Annotated in this window: 16 protein-coding genes; 10 read left to right on the top strand and 6 right to left on the bottom strand. The window is 67.3% G+C overall.

Annotation, left to right across the window (positions count from 1 at the left end):
• Positions 1-84 precede the first annotated feature (84 nt).
• From HCT63_RS20765 to HCT63_RS19540, 6 genes are all read right to left on the bottom strand, one after another.
• Positions 85-1,182, bottom strand: coding sequence for a hypothetical protein (locus HCT63_RS20765; protein WP_167008864.1), 1,098 nt, complete (start codon positions 1,180-1,182; stop codon positions 85-87).
• Entirely contained in the window at positions 1,179-3,746 is a 2,568-nt protein-coding gene (locus tag HCT63_RS19560) for an AAA family ATPase (protein ID WP_167008861.1), read from the bottom strand. The genes HCT63_RS20765 and HCT63_RS19560 overlap by 4 nt, the downstream gene beginning before the upstream one ends.
• A gap of 67 nt (positions 3,747-3,813) precedes the next feature.
• Positions 3,814-4,536, bottom strand: coding sequence for a SprT family zinc-dependent metalloprotease (locus tag HCT63_RS19555; RefSeq protein WP_167008858.1), 723 nt, complete (start codon positions 4,534-4,536; stop codon positions 3,814-3,816).
• A 482-nt stretch (positions 4,537-5,018) separates the two neighbouring features.
• Positions 5,019-5,339 carry a sulfate permease gene (locus tag HCT63_RS19550; RefSeq protein WP_167008855.1) on the bottom strand — a complete coding sequence of 107 codons (321 nt, stop codon included), beginning with the start codon at positions 5,337-5,339 and terminating at the stop codon, positions 5,019-5,021.
• A gap of 114 nt (positions 5,340-5,453) precedes the next feature.
• Positions 5,454-6,527 carry a helicase C-terminal domain-containing protein gene (locus HCT63_RS19545; protein ID WP_167008852.1) on the bottom strand — a complete coding sequence of 358 codons (1,074 nt, stop codon included), beginning with the start codon at positions 6,525-6,527 and terminating at the stop codon, positions 5,454-5,456.
• Positions 6,434-6,892 carry a relaxase domain-containing protein gene (locus tag HCT63_RS19540; RefSeq protein WP_208322547.1) on the bottom strand — a complete coding sequence of 153 codons (459 nt, stop codon included), beginning with the start codon at positions 6,890-6,892 and terminating at the stop codon, positions 6,434-6,436. Before HCT63_RS19540 ends, HCT63_RS19545 begins: the two co-directional genes overlap by 94 nt.
• Here HCT63_RS19540 and HCT63_RS19535 point away from each other — a divergent pair.
• The 10 genes from HCT63_RS19535 (at position 6,839) to HCT63_RS19490 (ending at position 17,325) form a co-directional block, all read left to right on the top strand.
• Entirely contained in the window at positions 6,839-7,666 is an 828-nt protein-coding gene (locus tag HCT63_RS19535) for a CpaF/VirB11 family protein (RefSeq protein WP_243843132.1), read from the top strand. The two genes, HCT63_RS19540 and HCT63_RS19535, sit on opposite strands and share 54 nt — an antisense overlap.
• On the top strand, positions 7,663-8,526 hold the full coding sequence (locus HCT63_RS19530; protein ID WP_167008849.1) for a type II secretion system F family protein: 864 nt from the start codon (positions 7,663-7,665) through the stop codon (positions 8,524-8,526). Before HCT63_RS19535 ends, HCT63_RS19530 begins: the two co-directional genes overlap by 4 nt.
• The gene (locus HCT63_RS19525) at positions 8,523-9,422 is read left to right on the top strand and encodes a type II secretion system F family protein (protein ID WP_167008846.1); all 900 of its coding nucleotides are present in this window, start codon (positions 8,523-8,525) and stop codon (positions 9,420-9,422) included. The genes HCT63_RS19530 and HCT63_RS19525 overlap by 4 nt, the downstream gene beginning before the upstream one ends.
• Before the next feature lie 52 nt (positions 9,423-9,474).
• Positions 9,475-9,651 (top strand): hypothetical protein, encoded by a 177-nt coding sequence (locus HCT63_RS19520; RefSeq protein WP_167007272.1) that lies wholly within the window; start codon positions 9,475-9,477, stop codon positions 9,649-9,651.
• Positions 9,620-10,030: a TadE family protein gene (locus HCT63_RS19515; RefSeq protein ID WP_167008843.1), complete on the top strand. Its 411-nt coding sequence runs from the start codon at positions 9,620-9,622 to the stop codon at positions 10,028-10,030. The genes HCT63_RS19520 and HCT63_RS19515 overlap by 32 nt, the downstream gene beginning before the upstream one ends.
• On the top strand, positions 10,027-10,464 hold the full coding sequence (locus HCT63_RS19510) for a TadE family protein (protein ID WP_167008840.1): 438 nt from the start codon (positions 10,027-10,029) through the stop codon (positions 10,462-10,464). Before HCT63_RS19515 ends, HCT63_RS19510 begins: the two co-directional genes overlap by 4 nt.
• Entirely contained in the window at positions 10,461-10,880 is a 420-nt protein-coding gene (locus HCT63_RS19505; protein WP_167008836.1) for a pilus assembly protein TadG-related protein, read from the top strand. The genes HCT63_RS19510 and HCT63_RS19505 overlap by 4 nt, the downstream gene beginning before the upstream one ends.
• Complete coding sequence (locus HCT63_RS19500) at positions 10,877-13,993, top strand: LysM peptidoglycan-binding domain-containing protein (RefSeq protein ID WP_167008832.1); 3,117 nt, start codon at positions 10,877-10,879, stop codon at positions 13,991-13,993. Before HCT63_RS19505 ends, HCT63_RS19500 begins: the two co-directional genes overlap by 4 nt.
• 477 nt (positions 13,994-14,470) lie before the next feature.
• Positions 14,471-15,172, top strand: coding sequence for a hypothetical protein (locus HCT63_RS19495; protein ID WP_167008829.1), 702 nt, complete (start codon positions 14,471-14,473; stop codon positions 15,170-15,172).
• Positions 15,169-17,325, top strand: coding sequence for a GDSL-type esterase/lipase family protein (locus HCT63_RS19490; protein ID WP_167008825.1), 2,157 nt, complete (start codon positions 15,169-15,171; stop codon positions 17,323-17,325). The genes HCT63_RS19495 and HCT63_RS19490 overlap by 4 nt, the downstream gene beginning before the upstream one ends.
• Positions 17,326-17,420 lie beyond the last annotated feature (95 nt).

Here is a 17,420-nt window from a genome sequence, read left to right as displayed (position 1 = left end):
CGCCCGGGAGCCTCCTCGCCAGCCAGTTGATCGCCGGTTCAAGCCCACCTGGCGGCCGCTTGCTGATGTTGCGCTCCAGAAACTTCAGCTGCTTGGCGTCGAGCGAACCCTTCGCCAGCGCGATGACCTGGTCGCGATCTTCGGCGTGCTTCTTCTGACGTCTGGCATACGAGGCTTTCGTTTCGTACCCGTGGGCGCCTTCGATTGCCTGAAGGAGCAGGAGGAAGCGCGAGCGCGGATGTTGGTCGCGCGCGTGCAGCATCGCCCCATAGGTCTCCACCAGCGGGTGGTGATCTGACTCAAGCTTCTGCCAGGTTCGCACCAACTGGAGCAGCGAGACGCCATCGGCCTTGAGTCGCAAGGGTGACATGATCTTCTCGATCTCGTCACGCGAGGACTCGAACGGCTCCTGCGTAATCCCCAGGCCGAACAGCTGGCCTTGTGCTCCGGCCCATCGTCGGAGCCGGGGTAGAGGCTCAGGTAGGTGATCTCTTCGGCGCGGCCGGTGGCGATCGAAACCACCCGGCGCAGCGGCGTCACCCAGTCGTCGAGAAGCTGGCGAAGCGGCACCGGCTGCTCGAGCCTGCACCACGCCACCGGGCTGAAGCCCATGCCGAAGGTGTAGGGATCAAACGAGCGGAACGAGCCGAAGTACGTCAGGCCGACCGTGGCGTCCGTGTCATTCCACTCCTGCCGGAAGTCCTTCGGATCCAGTTCGGCCGCCCACGTCCCCGCGATCCCCTTCGGGAACTTGGTGTTCTTGATCGGCGGGACACCGGCGATGGCATCGAGTCCACCGATCTGCACCTCGCACTGCGTAAAGAGCGCCCCCTCGGACGCCACGTCAGCGAGGGTGATGATTGCGGCCGCCGCGTTGATGATCGCCTGGTCCGACACCCAGTAGGTCACGCGAGCGTTGATGAGGATGACGCTCGCGCCGTTCGACAGCCTGCCCGTCACGACGGGCGCGTCGACGTGCTGCGGGAACCCGGTCACACCGGGAGCCATGTGCTCAAGCGCATCGTCGAAGTCGCCGTGAGTCGTGCCCTTCGGTGGCTTCCCGGCTTCGACGGTCAGCGCCCCATACGCCTCGAACGTCCCGCCCGCGGCGGTCGGGAGCTGCCACGTCGCGAGGTAGTCGTCCGGCGCAAACGACAGCTTGAGGGCGGCTTTACGAGTCATCGTCCATACCGCTTGATGCGAGCCACCCAGTCCTTGAAGCGGACAAGTTCTGCCTCGAGTTCGTCAGGCTCCGGCGCGATGAAGTTCGTCTCTGGAGCCTGATCGTGGCGCGGCGCCCACTCCGACGCCTGGGCGTAGCCGGACTGGTAGTCGTTGTCATCCTGCTCGGTGATCCCGACGAGCATCTTGAACATTCGCGGCCTGACCTCGTTTGTGCCACGGTCGACCAGTTCGTTGACAACGTTGAGGTTGACTGCCCGCTCCCACGCTTGAGACAAACGACCACCCCACTCCTGGGCGCGACGCGTGTACTCGTCGGAGTCGAGCTGGTCCCGCTGTCCCCGTAGGCGAGCGAGCTCAGCCGTCAGCCAGTCGATGCGCGACGGAATGTCCTTCACGTTCCATGGGTGCTTGTCCGCTACGAGTCCTGGGCGCTCGCCCTGGCGGAGAATGGCGCGCTCGGTCACCGCGACGCCAAGATCACGCGCAGCCTTGTTGAGCCCATTGACGAACGTGGCTTCGTGCGTGAACACGATGACTTGTCGATCCTGAGCCAACTCCACGAGTCGTCTGGCGACGCGCGAGCGTCGGCCCGCGTCAAGCGAAGAGACTGGGTCGTCGAATACGACGGCGGACTTGGAGCCGTCGAACTCCACCTCGGTGAGGAAGCCAGCCAGGCCGAGGGCTGTTTGTTCGCCCTCGGAGAAAACGTCGTCGATGTCGGCGTTGAGCGTCGCCCCCAACAATCTCGGCTGGTGCTCCAAGGTTGCATCACGACGACCGCCGGTTGGATCGAGCGTCACCTTGCGAAGATGGAGTCGCTCGGTCTCACGGGTGAACTGGTCGCGGACCACGCTCGTGACGTGCTCCGTCGTGAGCGTCGTGGCCTTGCGAGTGATGCCGGTCGTATCAGTTTGTCGCCGGGCGGCTTCGATCTTGGCACGCGCCTTCAGTCGCTCCACCTCGGCGGCGAGGTTCTCTTTAGCCTCCGCGAACTGCCGGCGCGCCTGCGCCTCGGCAACCTCGACCTTCAGGGCACGAACCTTCTCGTTGAAGGTCTCCGCGTCGATGGCCGCGCTGGCATCCGTAAGCGCCTGCTGACGTTCCTGGATCGCTGCAGTTGGTGAGGCGGAGCAGGGCGCCGGCTGGTCCTCGCGACTGCCGTCGAGCCATTCGACTGACTCGGCTGCGACTGTGGCTGCGGTGGCGATCCAGGTCTCGATGGCAGCGACGTCTTGACCGCCTGCCTGCAAGTGCCCCAGGGCCGTCGTTACTGCGACGGGAGGTGCCTGGAGCAGCGCCACCCGATCCCGTTGCCGTGTCAGGTCGCGCTCGGCAGCGTCCGCTTCGCGCGAAGTGGTGTCCATGACGAACGCTTCGAAGCGAATTAGGCGGTCAGCGCCTTCCGGGGAGAGCGGCTGCTGACAGAGAACGCAGACCGCCCCGTCCTGGGTAGCGGGGTACGTGTGCTCGTGATACGCGGCCGTTGTCGAGTACGTGCGAGCAGCATTCCAGAGTGCACGCCACGCGGCAGACCCGACGCCCGGCAGGGGCTCGGCATCGAACGTCCTCTCCGAAGCGATTTTCGCAGCGGCACGCAGTTCAAGCGCCTTCTTCTTGTCCTCGCTCAGCTGGTTGAGCGCGTCGCCGTCCACAGCCGAACTGAGCCGGTCGACGTATTCATTGACCGTGCCCCAATGCGCCGCGAGTTGGCGCAGACGGGCCTTCTCGTTGTTGGGATCGCTTCCATCCAGGCGCGCCAGTTCCTGGAGCTTCTGCGACAGGGCGGTGTCGTGCCCCGCTTCAAGCGCCGTCGCTTCGTCGATCTGGGCCTGCGTCGTCTCAGCGCTGAGCGAATCCAGAAAGGCCCTCGCCTGGGTGCCGCTGGCGAGCAATGGCAGCTCCGGGCGTGATGCGGCGTTAGCCGAGAGGCGCCGGGTCAGTTCTTGCTGGACCTCTTCGCATGCGTGGGACAGTCGGTCCAAGAGGGTCAACGCGGACGGCCTGTAGCTGATCTCGGACGCTGCCGTTACGTAGGCGTCGCCGCACTCTTCGTCGTAGAAGCGAACGGCCGAGAGTTCGTGGGAGCTTGAGTTCCCCAGTGACCAGTCTCGCGACCTGTCGCCGACTTTGAACGTGAACGAGGCACTCTGATCGCTCTGCTGGCTGGCGAAGACGTCGCCAAGCAGCTCGGCCTTGACACGGGCGGTGACCGCCTGACGGATGAGGCGGGCGTAGCCCGACTTTCCGCTGGCGTTGTCGCCGTAGATGATCGTGAGTCCAGATTCTCCGAAGGCGAGTCGTTGTTCTGGCAGCAGGGCGTTGACACCGGAAACATCGGCTACGGCCAGGAGTCGGACGGGCTCACCGTTTTCGGACGTACCGGGCACGTCCTGTGCCGTGATTCCGGGCGAAGGTGGGAAGGTGCGGGCGATGAGGTGGTCGGCGATGGTCGCGACGTCCTCCGCGGACAGGCCCTCGTTGCGACAGAAGCGGGCGACGGCATCCTTCTGCCAGAAGAACCTGCTGGCGACCCACTCGGCAAGATCCTCCTCGAGTGTCATTCGGCCGGGTCCTCGTTCGAGCTCTGTCCAGAACCGCACCCGCTGCCCCCAGCAAAGCCGGCACCGATCACGTCCACGTCTCCTCGGCCAGTGGCGCCTCGTTTAGCTCGTCGCGGCGGTTCCGCCAGTCTGGCATGAACTGATCCATCAGGGCCACGAAGCGCTCGCCGTGGCCGCGCTCAAGCAGGTGCGTCAGTTCGTGGACGACGATGTAGTCCAGGCAGCGCGGGTTCTTCTTGGCAAGTTCGGGGTTGAGCCAGATCGTGCGGGAGTTGGCGACGCAAGTCCCCCACTTGGTCTTCATGCGCCGGACGACGACCTTGTCGGCTTCCACCCCGATGATCGGCTGCCACTTCTCCAGGATCGGCGGCACGGCGGCCTTCAGCTCTCGCCGGTACCAGCGATCCAGCGCGGCCAGTCGCCCGTCAGCATCTGTGCCCTCGGGCGTCACGACCCAGAGCGTCTTGCCCTTCGGCTCGACGCTGAAGTGCCCGCTCGTGCGGGACACGTCGAGGATGTAGCGCTCGCCCCACACGTAGTGGGTCTCTCCCGACAGCATCTGCCGCTTGGTCTGCCGCTCAGCCTTCTGGAGCTGTTCGCGCTGCCGCTTGATCCACGGGAGTCGCTGGACGATCGCGAGTCGGACGGTGAAAGGAAGCGAGGCGAGATGACACGGGCGGCGAGCGGCTCGAGCGGTGGCACGACCTTGACTGTCCCATCCTTGCGACGCACCACCGCGCCGTTCTTCCAGAGGTGACCAGTCGACCGCCCGATCCACACCTCCCGGCACGCGCCATCCAATGGCCAACCCTGGGCGATCAGCTCCTGGAACCGACGCCGCTTCTCCGTCATCGGCCGCCGGCCGGGCCCCTTCTTGACACGACGAGGCGACAGACGAGAACTCCCTTCGGGTTGTCCCTGTTTGCAACGGTCGCTGGAAACCACCGCGACGAAACTGTTCAGTTTTCGATCGTCGCCGACACCCAGAGCAAAGTGGAGCGCTCTCCCCCCTGCCGAGACCCGCCGCGTCGATTCAGCATGCGAATAGCCCTCGTCGTGAGTGAGGTCTCGCAGCGAAGACACCGTGCGGCCGACAGCAGCCTCGACTGCCTGCTGACGGTCCTCCATCGATGTGAGCCTCCGGCCGTCGAGCGCCCTCCGGATCAGGTCGCGCTGCCAATCCGCGATGGGCGTCGGCGGGGAAACAGCACGAGTCGCTTCTACGTGCGGATCGTCGCCGAAGAGAGCCATGTCGTCCGTCACAAGGGAAGCCTACGAAAGCGGTCGCACCCGCCACGCGACCGCAAGCCGAAGTCCACGAAGCGGGCCGATCACAGCCGTCCAGCCAAACTTCATGGCGTTCCAGAACAAGAGGAACACCAGCACGTTCAGCCAGCCGAGGCCGGGGCGGGCGGCGACCTCGATGGCGAGCGCGGTCAGCCCGAGGTAGGCAGGGGTGGCGACGAGGGCGACGGGGATGGCCCACTTGAGGCCGCGTGGCGAGCGCAGCCAGTCGACTGCGCGGTTGGTGGGCATGTAGAAGCGGAGGTAGCCGCGGATCGCGGCGCTGAGGTGCCAGAGTGCGGTGAGCATGAGGGTCTCCTTCAGTCGGGGCACACCCTCCTTCCCTACGCCTGATATCCGACAGGACGGGCGCACCATCGCCCGTCCTGGGGATAACCCAGCCGGCGCTGACGCTGTGCACCGCTACGCAAGCGCACGTCCCTGCTGCTCGACCGTTCGACTGCGCCGCTCCTGGCTCACAGCCGCTCCCTCGGAGATCGCCCGGGCACGACGAATCGCCTGCTCGGCACGAGCGACATCTCGCTTCTGCGCCAGCGTGCGGGGATCGCCGAGAGTTCTGTGCCCCTCCACCTGGTAGCGGTCGCGGTAGGCGGCGACGGTCCTCACTTGGTGGAGCCAGCGACGACGTGCGGCCTCGGTCGCGGGCAATGTGCCGAGCCGCTTGAGCCACGGCTGCCTCTCTTCGACGGCCTTCTCTGCGAGGGCGAGCGCCCGTCCCTCCATCAGGTCGGCGCGCTCGGTAAGCGCCTTGACCATCATCTCGTCCATCGGGCCGCCGGCGACGGGAATCAGCCCGACGACCAGCTTCGGCGACGGGCGATGCTTACGTTGCTTCGACTGGGCTGCTTTCTGGAGTCGGCTGATGAGTACGGCGCCGATGTCCTCGGCATCGTCGAGGGACCGACGCTTGACGAGTGGCGGCAAGAGTCGGCCGACGTCGTGGTGGTTGGCCTCGGCCCTGCGCAGTTCGACCGTGAGCGGGCCGAACGACTCGGACGCCAGCACGTGCTCAACCTGGGCGTCGGTCAGCCCACTGTTCTTGACCGCCTCAACCCACCGCTCGCGCTGGGCGACGGCGCCGATCGTCTCGTACTCCGCTCCGAGCTGGGCTATGGACGTCCAGCGCTCCTGCTCCGCCTCGATCATGTGGTGGGCCGACACTTCGCCGCCGATGTGCTGGAGCACGCCGTATAGGACGGTGTGGGCGTTCACCTTGTCGGGCTCGGGAGGGGAGTGGCCCTCGTCGGGTTTGTCGAGGGCGACGTAGGCGACGTTGGAGTCTCGGCCGCGGGTCATGGAGACGTAGAGGTTCTCGCGCGTGGTCGAACTGGTGACGACAACGTGAGAGGTGTCGGCGGTGATGCCTTGGGCGCGGTGGGCGGTTACGGCGTACCCGAGCTCGACGTGCTCGGCGACGTAGCTGGCCGGCAGCGACGCCGCTTCCTCGAGTCCGGTTCCGACTCGCCGCACGTCCATCGAGCCGTCCTTGCCGACGCGGGTGACGCGCCAGCCGTCGCCGTTGCGGACCCACCCGCCTCCTCTGGGACCGGCGCAAGCTCCCACGCGAGATTGCGGTCCCTCCCCCGGTCCCGTTGCTCCCACTCAACGCCCAGGACCTGCGTCAGGCGATCGGCCAGGACGGCGTTGTAGTGCTCGGAGATCGCGACGACAGCGGCGTGCATCGGTCGCCCGTCGAGGCTCCGCCATCGCTTGTCCGCCACCGTCTTCACCTTGTTGGAGATGACGACATGAGTGTGGAGCTGCGGGTCGCCTAGGCGCGAATCCCAGTGGTCGTACGCTGTGGCAGCGACGCCGACGACGTCTGCCTCACCCTCGACGATCTCGTCGCCCGGCAGATGCTCACCCCGATAGCGGCGTCGTTCCTGCGCGCCGCAGTCCGCGCCCGCAAGAGCATCGCCGTCTCCGGATCGCAGGGCGCTGGCAAGACGACCCTCGTACGCGCATTGTGTGCCGAGATCGATCCGCTGGAGGCGATCGGCACCTTCGAGACCGAGTACGAGCTGCACCTGCACGAGCTGCGCGACCGACACCGCGTCGTCCACCCGTGGGAGGCACGTCCCGGATCCGGCGAGCGCGGCGCCGACGGCCGCCAAGCCGGCGAGTTCACTCTCGACGATGCGTTGGTCGACTCATTCCGGTTCAACCTCTCCCGCCAGATCGTCGGCGAGGTCCGCGGCAAGGAGATCTGGGCGATGATCAAGGCGATGGAGTCCGGTACCGGCTCCATCTCCACCACCCACGCCTCCGACGCGGTCGCGGCGATCCGCAAGCTCGTCACCTGCGCGATGGAAGCCGGGCCGCACATCACCCATGCCCTCGCGACCAGCAAGCTGGCGTCGACCATCGACCTGATCGTGCACCTCGACCTCCGTACGGTTCAGAGCGCCAGCGGGTCGACCCGGCGACGGCGGGTGGCGGAGATCATCGCGCTCGACCCCGGCGAACGCGAGACCGGCTACGCCACCACTCACGTCTTCGCACCCGACGCCGACGGTACGGCGATGGCCGGCGTACTCCCTGACGCGTACCGCGCGCTCGCCTCGTACGGATTCGACCTCGGCGGCTACCTTGCCCAGCAAGGGGTACGGCCGTGACCGCGCTCGTCCCCGCCGTCGCCGGCGCACTCGTGATCGGTGGGCTGATCGCGCTCTTCCTCGGCCTGCGCCCGTCCCCCGCGGTCGACCGCCCGTCCCGGCTGCGCCGGTTCCGCGGACTGTCCCGACGAACACGATTGCTCGCCATCGCAGGCGTCGGCTCGGGCGCCGTGGCGCTCCTGGTGACCGGATGGGTCCTAGCACTCGTTGTCGTGCCGGTCGCGTTCGTCGGGCTCCCGGTCCTGCTGTCGTCGTCCGCGGCGGCCGAACGGATCGAGCGGCTGGAGGCGATGGAGGAATGGACCAGGTCGCTGGCCGGGGTCCTGACGGTCGGCGTCGGGCTCGAGCAGGCGCTCGTGGCGACACTGCGTTCGACACCGACCGCGATTGCTCCTGAGGTGACGCGGCTCGTTGCCCGCTTGCGCGCGCGGTGGGTCACCGAGGACGCGCTGCGTGCGTTCGCCGATGAGCTCGATGACGCTACGGGCGACCTCGTCGCGGCGAACCTAATCCTCGGCGCACGGCGCAGGGGCGCGGGGCTGGCGAGCGTCCTCGACGGCCTCGCCGAGTCCGTCGCCGCTGACGTACGCGCCCGCCGTCAGGTCGAGGCCGACAGGGCGAAGCCCCGTGCGACTGCTCGCTGGGTGACACTGATCAGCGTCGGTGTGCTGGTGGTCCTCGCCACGTCGGGGACGTACGTCGAGCCGTACCGGAGTCCGTTCGGACAGGTCATCCTCGTGGCACTGCTGTCGGCGTACGTCGCGACGCTCGTATGGATGAAGCGGATGGCGTTGGGGCGGGCGATGCCGCGGTTCTTGTCAACCGCGTCCTCCTCGCCGGCGAATGGTGGTGCGGCATGACGACGGGACTCCAGCTCGCGCTGCTCGGCGGCGCCCTGCTCGGCCTGGGCGTCGTGCTGGTCGTCGCCCGACTGCTGCCTGCCGAACCGGACCTTGCCGAGTCGCTCGGCAGGTTGTCGCCCACCCGGACGCGGGCGAGCTCGGCGGTGACCACAGCGATGGGCAAGGAACGGATCGGGGTCTGGGCGATCCGCGTGCTCCCGCCGGGTGTCTGGGTCAGGACCCCGACCCGCGAGCTGGCGCTGCTGCGGATCCCGCTCGCCCGGTTCTACGGCGACAAGATCACGATGGCGCTGACGGGGCTTGTGCTCCCGCCACTACTGGCGGTGTTCTTCGCCCAGATCGGCATCGGGCTGCCGTTCGCGATCCCTGCGATCGCTTCGGTCGGGCTGGCCGTGGTGATGTTCTTCCTGCCGAACTACAACGCCGTCGACGATGCCCGCAAAGCGCGGCTCGAGTTCGCCCGCGCGCTCGGCGCGTACATCGATCTGGTGGCGCTGGAACGCAACAACGGCTCCGGCGTCCGGCAGGCGATGGAGGCCGCGGCCGAGGTCGGCGACTCGTGGGTCTTCACCCGGATCTCCGAGGAGCTGACGCGTTCCCGCTGGTCGGGGCAGCCGCCCTGGGATGCGCTGCACACGCTGGCCGACGAACTGGGCCTGCCCGAGCTCGACGACTTCGCCGACATCATGCGGCTGTCCGGTGAGGAGGGTGCGTCGGTGTACGCCAGCCTGCGCGCCCGCTCGGCCGCCATGCGCACCGCGATGCTCAACGACGAGGTCGCCGAAGCCAACGCCGTCGGCGAGCGGATGACGATCCCCGGCTCGCTGCTCGGCGTCATATTCATGGCGCTCCTCGTCGCCCCGTCCCTGCTGCGGATGTTCAGCAGCACCTGACCGTCAACGACTCCAGGACTCCTCGAAGGAAGGAACGCGAATGAACCGAATAGTGGCACTTCTGCTGGCCCTCGGCCCCAGCGGCGACGCCCGGCTGCACGACCGGGAGGAACGCGGCTCAGTTACAACCGAGCACGTGCTGTGGGCGGTGGCCGTCATCGCCATCGTCGGCATCGTGGTCGCGGCGGTAAAGGCGTATGTCGAAAGCCAGGCCGGCAAGCTCAGCTAGCGCACGGCGCGACGAGCGCGGCTCGGTATCCATCGAGCTGCTCATCGTGCTGCCCGCGCTCTTCGCGGTGATGTTCCTCGGAGTCCAGGCCGCGCTGATCCACCACGCCAAGAGCGTCGCGATCGCCGCCGTGCAGGAGGGCGCACGCGCGGCTGGCGGCGAGGAAGGTACGGCGAGCGACGGCGTGCGGGCAGCGAACGGATTCCTCGCCAAGGCCGGCGGCAGCGACGTCATCACCCGAACTCGCACGACCGCGCGGCGCGCCACGACCAATGTGACGGTCACCGTACAAGGACGGAGCCTGAGCGTGATCCCCGGCTGGCGCCCCAGGGTGGTCCAGTCCGCGTCGCGGCCGGTGGAGAGACTCACAGCGCCATGACGGCCTGGAAGCGGTGGAGGGATGATCACGGCTCGGCAGCCATCGAGGCCGCGATCGGTGTGCCTGCGTTCGTGCTCTTCATCGGGCTGATCATCGCCGGTGGACGCATGGCGACGACGCACTCGGCCGTCGAGTCAGCTGCCGCCGACGCCGCCCGCTCCGCCTCCATCGCGCGCACCTCGAGCGCGGCGACGAACGATGCAAGCGCTGCCGCGCAGGCGAGCCTGGCCGACCAGGACATCCGCTGCCTACGGGTGAACGTGAACGTCGACGTGTCCGACTTCTCCAAGCCCGCCGGGGAGCCCGGTGCCGTCGCGGCCACCGTCGGCTGCGTCCTCGCACTCTCCGACCTCTCCGTACCCGGCGTGCCCGGCAGCCGTCTCATCGAGGCGACGATCAGCAGCCCGATCGACACCTGGAGGGAGCGCAGATGAGGCGCCGTACCGACGAACGCGGATCCATCAGCCTCTGGCTGATCACCGCGAGCATCGTGACGACGACGTGTGTGGGGCTCGCCGTCGACCTCGGTGGACAAGTCCACGCCCAGCAGCGCGCTCACGACATCGCAGCACAGGCGGCGCGCACAGGCGGCGAGCGAGTACAAGCACCGGCGATCGAGGGGCGCTACCTCGCCGTCGACACCGCAGCAGCGCACCGCGCAGCCGAGGACTACCTGGCCGCCGCCGACGTCGCCGGGACGGTCACCGTCACCGGCGGAGACACCATCACCGTGAGCGTGATCGACACCTACAGTCCCAAGTTCCTCAGCCTCATCGGCCTCGGTGACATGACGGTCACCGGCGAAGCCTCAGCCCGCCTGATTCGCAACATCGGAGGAAACGAAGAATGACCCAGCCCACGATCCGGCAGCGACTCCTCGGACTCGGTGCGACGCTCGCGATCCTGCTGCTCGTCGCCGGGATCCCCGTCGTCCTCGTCGCCCTCGGTGCGACGCCATGGCGGGCTGACCTCGGCGACCTCCGCACGCTGCTTTCGTCCCCTGACGACGGCACGCTCGCCGTGGTCGTCATCGCGGCGGTCGCTTGGATCGCGTGGCTCGTCGTCGCCGTCTCCGTGGTCGTCGAGGTCCTCGCGCAGGTGCGAGGTCTTCCCGCGCCGACGCTGCCAGGTCTCGGCGCGCCGCAACGTGCAGCCGGGGAGCTCGTCGCCGTCGCAGCGTTGCTGTTCGTCGCCGCGCCAACGGTCGCGGCGGGGTTCCCGGCGCCGCCCGCTCACGCGGCTGCCGCGCCGCTGCGAGCAGCGCCCGTCCCAGCGGCAGTCGAGACTGCGGCCGTCCCTTCCGTAGCTGCGCCCGTCCCTGCTGCGGCCGGGACTTCGCCCAAGGAGCGATCGACCGTCGACTACACGGTCAAGCGCGGCGACAGCCTCTGGAGGATCGCCGACCAGCTACTCGGCGACGGCGCACGGTTCCCCGAGATCGTCGAACTCAACCACGCCGTACTCAACGGGCGACCCGACTTCATCCTGGCGGGAACCGTGCTCAAAGTGCCTCACGAGGCAGACGAGCCGGCAGGCGACTCTCCGCCCGGTGGGTACGCGGTGAAGCCCGGCGACACCCTCTCCGGAATTGCCGAGGCGGAGCTCGGAGACCCCGCCCGATACGGCGAGCTGGCCGAAGCGTCACGCGGCACCGTCCAATCCGACGGCTCCAGACTCACCGATCCAAACCTGATCCGACCAGGGTGGGAAATCACGATTCCCGGACCGGCGAACCGCGTCGCCGACGTGCCAGACAAGCCAGTCGACGTCGGGCCGCCCGCCCCCGCGGCACCACCACCTGTCACTCCTCGGCCTGAGCCCGCGCTCACGCCAACGCCCGCGAAGACGGCTCCGCCTGAGCCGGCGCCCGCCGCCGACCACGCCGACGGCAACAGTGAGGCCGAAGCTTCCACCCCCGGCTGGCTGCTCCCCGGACTCACCGGTTCAGGGGCGGTCCTGGCCGCGGTCGTGCTGCTCGCGGTGCGTGCCCATCGCAACACCCAGCTCCGGTACCGGCGACCCGGGCAGAGGGTCGCCGCTCCCCCACCAGAGCTCCGCAACGTCGAGAAGACCGCCTTCGCCTCCGGCGCTCCACTCACAGACGCCATCAAGCACCTCGATCGCGCACTCCGCCATCTGGCCGGCGCCTGCGAAGACGAGAGCCGCACACTCCCACCAGCCGTCACCGTCACGCTTGCGCGAGACATCGCAACCCTTCACCTCGCCACGGACGCCGACCTGCCCGCACCGTGGACGGGTGAAGGCGCGGAGTGGTCGACGCTCCTCGGCACAGACGTGCCTGACCGACCCGATGTCCTCCCGCCGTACCCGATGTTGGTCTCGGTCGGCCAAGACGGCTCGGGCGCCCTCCACCTCGTGAACCTCGAACACCTGCGGGTTACCAACCTGGCCGGCGACTCGAACGCGACGACCGCGCTCGGCCGCCACATCGCCGCCGAGCTTGCGCTCAACCCGTGGGCGGTGCTCGTCGACGTCACCGTGATCGGCCTCGGCGAGGAACTGGCCCCGCTCGACCCGCTCCGACTGCACCACCACGTCAACGATGATGGAGTCGTCGCGTCGATCGCCCGGGACCTGACCGCGGCGCGAGAGGCTGGCGGCGACGACCCCGACCCGTACCGGGCGGTCGTCACCGCCGGGCCGGGAACGGCGGAGCTCGCCGACCTGCTCGCCTCACCCGTGCCCCGCCTGGGTGCGGCCGTGATCTCGCTCGGTGCGCCCGTCCCCGGCTCAACCCTCATCGAAATCGACCACGACGGCCACCTTCACGCCCCTTCGCTCCGACGGAACCTCCAGGCGGCTGGCCTCATGGCAGACGAGGCAGCGGCGTGCGCGGCCATCGTCGACCTGACACGTGAAAGCGAACCCGAGCGGATTCCACCCTTCGACGAGGCGGCCGGCAGCTGGAAAGCGCTCGCCGACCACGCTGGCCTGCTCCGCGCGGAAGTGACCGACCCCCGCGGGACGGACCCCGCCGGAAACGAGTCTCTACTCCCCCGCTCGACGGAGGAGTACGTCGAGGTTGCCGCAACGACGGCTGCGGATGTCGAGACCCTTGCCCCGGTGGTGCCAGCATCCGTCCGACGGAAGGTCGAAGACGCAGATCCGGCACTCGACGAGGATGTCGCCGAGTGGTTCGACCCCGACAGCGTTCGACCCCGCCTCACCGTCCTCGGTCCGGTGAAGGCCTATGTGTTCGGCGAGACCGTCCCGGCGATTGCCAAGCGCAGGCCGTACTTCGTCGAGATGCTCGCCTATCTCGCGCTCCACCCGGGCGGCGTCACCGGGGGCGCGGTCTCCGACGCGTTCTCGATCGCCGCCTCCCGCGCGCGGACGGACCTCGGCATCCTGCGCACCTGGCTCGGCACCAATCCGCGTACAGGCACGCCGCACCTTCCGGCCGCCAACGAGTCGGCGACATTCCGCGAGACGGGCGTGAAGGCATACCAAGTCGAAGACGTGCTCGTCGACGCCGACCTGTTCCGCCGACTCCGAGCCCGAGGAGAGGCACGCGGCGCAGAAGGCATCGCGGACCTGAAGACAGCCACCACGCTCGTCGCTGGCCAGCCGTTCAGCCTGCTCCGCGAACGCGGGTGGAGCTGGCTGCTCGACGACGAGCGCCTCCACGAAACCATCGGATGCGCCATCGTCGACACCGCCCACATCCTCGTGGTCGATGCACTTGAGAAAAACGACCTGCCAGCCGCCCGCGAAGCCGCTGAGACCGCATGCACGGCGGCACCGTACGACGAAATCTGCCGACTCGACCTCGTCAAGGTCACCGCCGCCGAAGGCCATGAGGAGGCAGCGGAGAAGATGCTCGCCGACGGCGTCGTCAACCGCACCGACGACCACCTACCACCCGTCACCCTCCCAGAACGGACGTCGGCGGCGCTCGACGGCGACGCCCCGGATGGCCGGACGACGCCGCACCGGAAGTAAGATTCGGCGCCGTCTGTGAGAGAACTGGGTGACCAAATCGCAACGAGCCTCAAGGGAGTCGATCCCACCTGATCACAGGGCCGCCGCTCGGCAAGAGATCGCGATTCTCCTGGGCCCTCGTCGGCTACATCAATCATCGCCTACGGCGTAGCTACATCGCCGGCGGAGTCGTCACGGTCCGGCCGATGAGCGGCGGGCGGGCCGGCGCGTCATTCCGGGGCCCCACCGCTCCTCGATCAGACTGCTTCTCCCGGCGAAGCCGGCGCCCGCCCTGTCTTCACCGCGCGGGGCGTGGTGGTCCGGCGACTGCCGGACTCTGCGGCTCACAGACTCCGGGAGAAGGCAATAGCTCCCTTGGAGGATTCAAGTTGAGTAGCAAGGCCTTTTGTCAATAGGTAGATACGCCCGGTTTCCGCGATGTGATGTGACCCACCCTCATCTCACGGCAACTCAGCCGTCCGAGATCGGGGAATCAACATGAAGCTTCGCAAAAGGCATCTCACAGCTGCTGCGGCGGCGCTGGCGCTAGGGGCCGGCGTGCTCGGAGGCGCGGGAGCGGCAAGTACGGCACGGGCAGAGCAGACATCTGCCGCCGGTGCAGTATCGGCGGCAACTCCAAATCCGGCGCCGACCGAAGTAGTTGGTCAGGGCACCGCTGCAGCGGACGTCACCGCCACCGAACTGGCGCGGGAAGTGGTGCCAGATACTCGGCAGACTCGTGACGGCGCGGTGGAAGCATTCACCGCGTTCGCTGGCTGGCTTACCTCCTCACCCGCGGTGAAGAAGGAGCCCGAGCTGGCCGTCTCGGCGATCGGAGAGGACCTGCTCAACCCGGGTGAGGCTCAGATGCTCGCCAACATGCAACGCGCTGATGACATGTACTTCGACCTCGGGGCTGGCGGCTACCGCATTCTCGCGCACTCCGGCGACGCGGATCGCCCCGATCAGGTGATGCTCGAGGTCGCCGCGCCGCTGCGGAACGCCGGCAAGACCCGCTGGATCATCGCCGGCGGAGTGGTCGCTTGGCGCGACGGCGCCTGGCACTTGGTGAGCATCATGCCCAAGGAGGTCGAACAGCCCAAGGAGGTCGACACCGAAGCTGAAGAGCTGACCGCCTCAGATCAGGGCAAGGTGTTCGACGGACTCGGCTGGAAGCTGTTCGCCGAGCAGGGCCAGTGAGGCGCACCATTATGCGCCAATACCGTGGTGCGGTCCTGTCCGCACTCCTCGCCCTTGCAGCGGCATCGGTCCTCCTGCTCGTCAGCAACTCGCCTGCGTCGGCGGCGGCCACCGACAGGGTCCTCATTACCGGCGACTCGATCACGCAAGGCTCCTCAGGCGACTACACGTGGCGCTATCGCCTCTGGGACAAACTCCAGTCCACGGAAGCCGGGCAGGTCGAATTCGTCGGCACAAGGTCCGACCTCTACGACAACGTCAACGACGGTTTCGGATCCCAGCACTACGCCGTCAACTTCGCCGGCGAGAAGCACGCAGCCAAGTGGGGCAGCACCTACTGGCAGGAGCTCGCTAACATCCAGAACCAGGTGACCTCCAGTGGGGCTAACACGCTCGTGGTCATGCTTGGCAGCAACGACCTGTCCTACGCGACGAGTCCAGCGGCGACGATCGACAATGTCCGCACCTACATCCAGACAGCCCGTGCCGCCATGCCCGGAATCGACGTGGTGGTCGGCGAGGTCGTCAACAAGTACGACCCGTGGACCGGCGTCTACTCCCTCGAGTCCGAAGGCGCCGACTACGCCTCCCGACTCCGGACGTTGGCTACGCAACTCAACACCGCATCCGAGCGCGTCGTCGTCGCATCCACCCGCACCGGGTGGGACGCCAGAGACCACACTTGGGACGGCACTCACCCCAACCCGACCGGGGAAGCTCTGATCGCCCAACGCATGTCCCAGGCCCTCGCGTCGATCGGCATCGGAACGTCCACCCCCGACATTTCAGGGGCAAAGGCTTGGAACGTCGCAGCGCCCGCTCTGACCGGGCTTACGCCGGGCAGCGAACAGGCGACACTGTCGTGGAACAGAACATCGACCGGTGCTACGGGCATGTACATCCACGTCCGAAATGTCGACACGGACGAGCCGTGGAACCCCCTACCGTATGCTGTTGGCGGCAGTGGCTGGACAGCCGAACTCTTGGCCGCCGGAGGGACATACCAGTTCCGCAACGCGCCCGCCAAGGGGTGGAACACCGGGCTCCCTGGCCCCGCATCGACTGTCACGGTTGGAGGGCCGCAACCGGGGGCGATCGCGAGTTTGGCGGCTCGGTCGACAGGTGAGTCCATTTATGGCGGGATGCGAATCACGGCGGACTGGTCTGCGTCCGCAAACTCGACTGGCTACCTGCTTTCATCGCGTATGGGCGGAACCACGGGCGCCGAGGCATGGTCCAATCTTCCGTATCCAGTCTCTGACACCCGCACGTGGACGTGGGAGCCGCTCTATCCGGGGCGCTGGCACGAGATGCGTGTGCGGGGTGTCCGTGGCTTCTTGAATAGCGCTTGGAAGGTGAGTAACAAGGAGCGGACCCTCGGCACACCTGGTGAGCAGGTGCACGTCGGGCTAGGTGACTCCTACTCGGCAGGGGTTGGTGCTGAAGAAGACCATGTCTACTTTGACGGCAGTTGCTACCGAAGCGGCGAGGCTTGGCCGTACAAGATTCTGCAGTACTCCGTCACGAATCGTGAGAACTGGGCGTGCACCGGCGCGGTAGTCGCGGGCATTGCGAACCAGCGGACGTACCTCCGTCAGAAGTTCGCCAAGCATCCAGGTAGGCCTGCCGTGGTCACGATGACCGTTGGCGGCAATGACGTGGGATTCTCCGACGAGCTGAAACGATGCATCACCAGTGATTGCACGAGTCGCGAGAGCGCGATGAACACGAAGATCGACGCTATGCGCCCCACATTGGCTGCGGTCTATCGACAGATTGTGGCCGACGCCCCATATGCGGACATCTACGTAGGTGGGTATCCCGGCCTGCTTGAGCCCGCAGGAACTTCGTTGGCAGCAGCGTGCATCCCGATCACTCGTCCAGAGCGCGAGATGGTGCAGCGGCTCGCAAGGAGGCTCAACAACGTCATCTCATACGCCGCAAACGACGCGGGTGGCGGTGTCTTCGCAATCGGCAACGGCCTAGTAACCCGGTTCGCTGGGCACAACGCCTGCGTCGGAGGTATCCATGAGTGGATTCATGCCCAGGTTGCCGCTTATCTCGTAGAGAGCTTCCATCCAAATAGGTCAGGTCAGACGGCGTACGCTATCGAGTTCAACAACCTGATCTCTCAACTCTCGGCGGGTGGATGATGCGCACGGTACAAGTGGCAGCGGCCGGAGTCGCCTTGCTGGCCAGCCTGATTCTCGCCGGCTGCGACGCTGGGTCTCCTCGTGAACCAGCCGGG

It is taken from the genome of Mumia sp. ZJ430 (assembly GCF_011751845.1).
Lineage (GTDB): Bacteria > Actinomycetota > Actinomycetes > Propionibacteriales > Nocardioidaceae > Mumia.
The sequence above is the reverse complement of the archived record's forward strand: the minus strand, read 5'-3'. Positions and strand labels throughout refer to the sequence as shown.

What these genes read in the sequence shown, in the direction of transcription:
- HCT63_RS19560 (WP_167008861.1), bottom strand. Translation starts at nt 3,746, where the DNA reads ATGACACTCGAGGAGGATCTTGCCGAGTGGGTCGCCAGCAGGTTCTTC.
- HCT63_RS20765 (WP_167008864.1), bottom strand. Translation starts at nt 1,182, where the DNA reads ATGACTCGTAAAGCCGCCCTCAAGCTGTCGTTTGCGCCGGACGACTAC.
- HCT63_RS19500 (WP_167008832.1), top strand. Translation starts at nt 10,877, where the DNA reads ATGACCCAGCCCACGATCCGGCAGCGACTCCTCGGACTCGGTGCGACG.
- HCT63_RS19510 (WP_167008840.1), top strand. Translation starts at nt 10,027, where the DNA reads ATGACGGCCTGGAAGCGGTGGAGGGATGATCACGGCTCGGCAGCCATC.
- HCT63_RS19545 (WP_167008852.1), bottom strand. Translation starts at nt 6,527, where the DNA reads ATGGACGTGCGGCGAGTCGGAACCGGACTCGAGGAAGCGGCGTCGCTG.
- HCT63_RS19515 (WP_167008843.1), top strand. Translation starts at nt 9,620, where the DNA reads ATGTCGAAAGCCAGGCCGGCAAGCTCAGCTAGCGCACGGCGCGACGAG.
- HCT63_RS19505 (WP_167008836.1), top strand. Translation starts at nt 10,461, where the DNA reads ATGAGGCGCCGTACCGACGAACGCGGATCCATCAGCCTCTGGCTGATC.
- HCT63_RS19550 (WP_167008855.1), bottom strand. Translation starts at nt 5,339, where the DNA reads ATGCTCACCGCACTCTGGCACCTCAGCGCCGCGATCCGCGGCTACCTC.
- HCT63_RS19495 (WP_167008829.1), top strand. Translation starts at nt 14,471, where the DNA reads ATGAAGCTTCGCAAAAGGCATCTCACAGCTGCTGCGGCGGCGCTGGCG.
- HCT63_RS19525 (WP_167008846.1), top strand. Translation starts at nt 8,523, where the DNA reads ATGACGACGGGACTCCAGCTCGCGCTGCTCGGCGGCGCCCTGCTCGGC.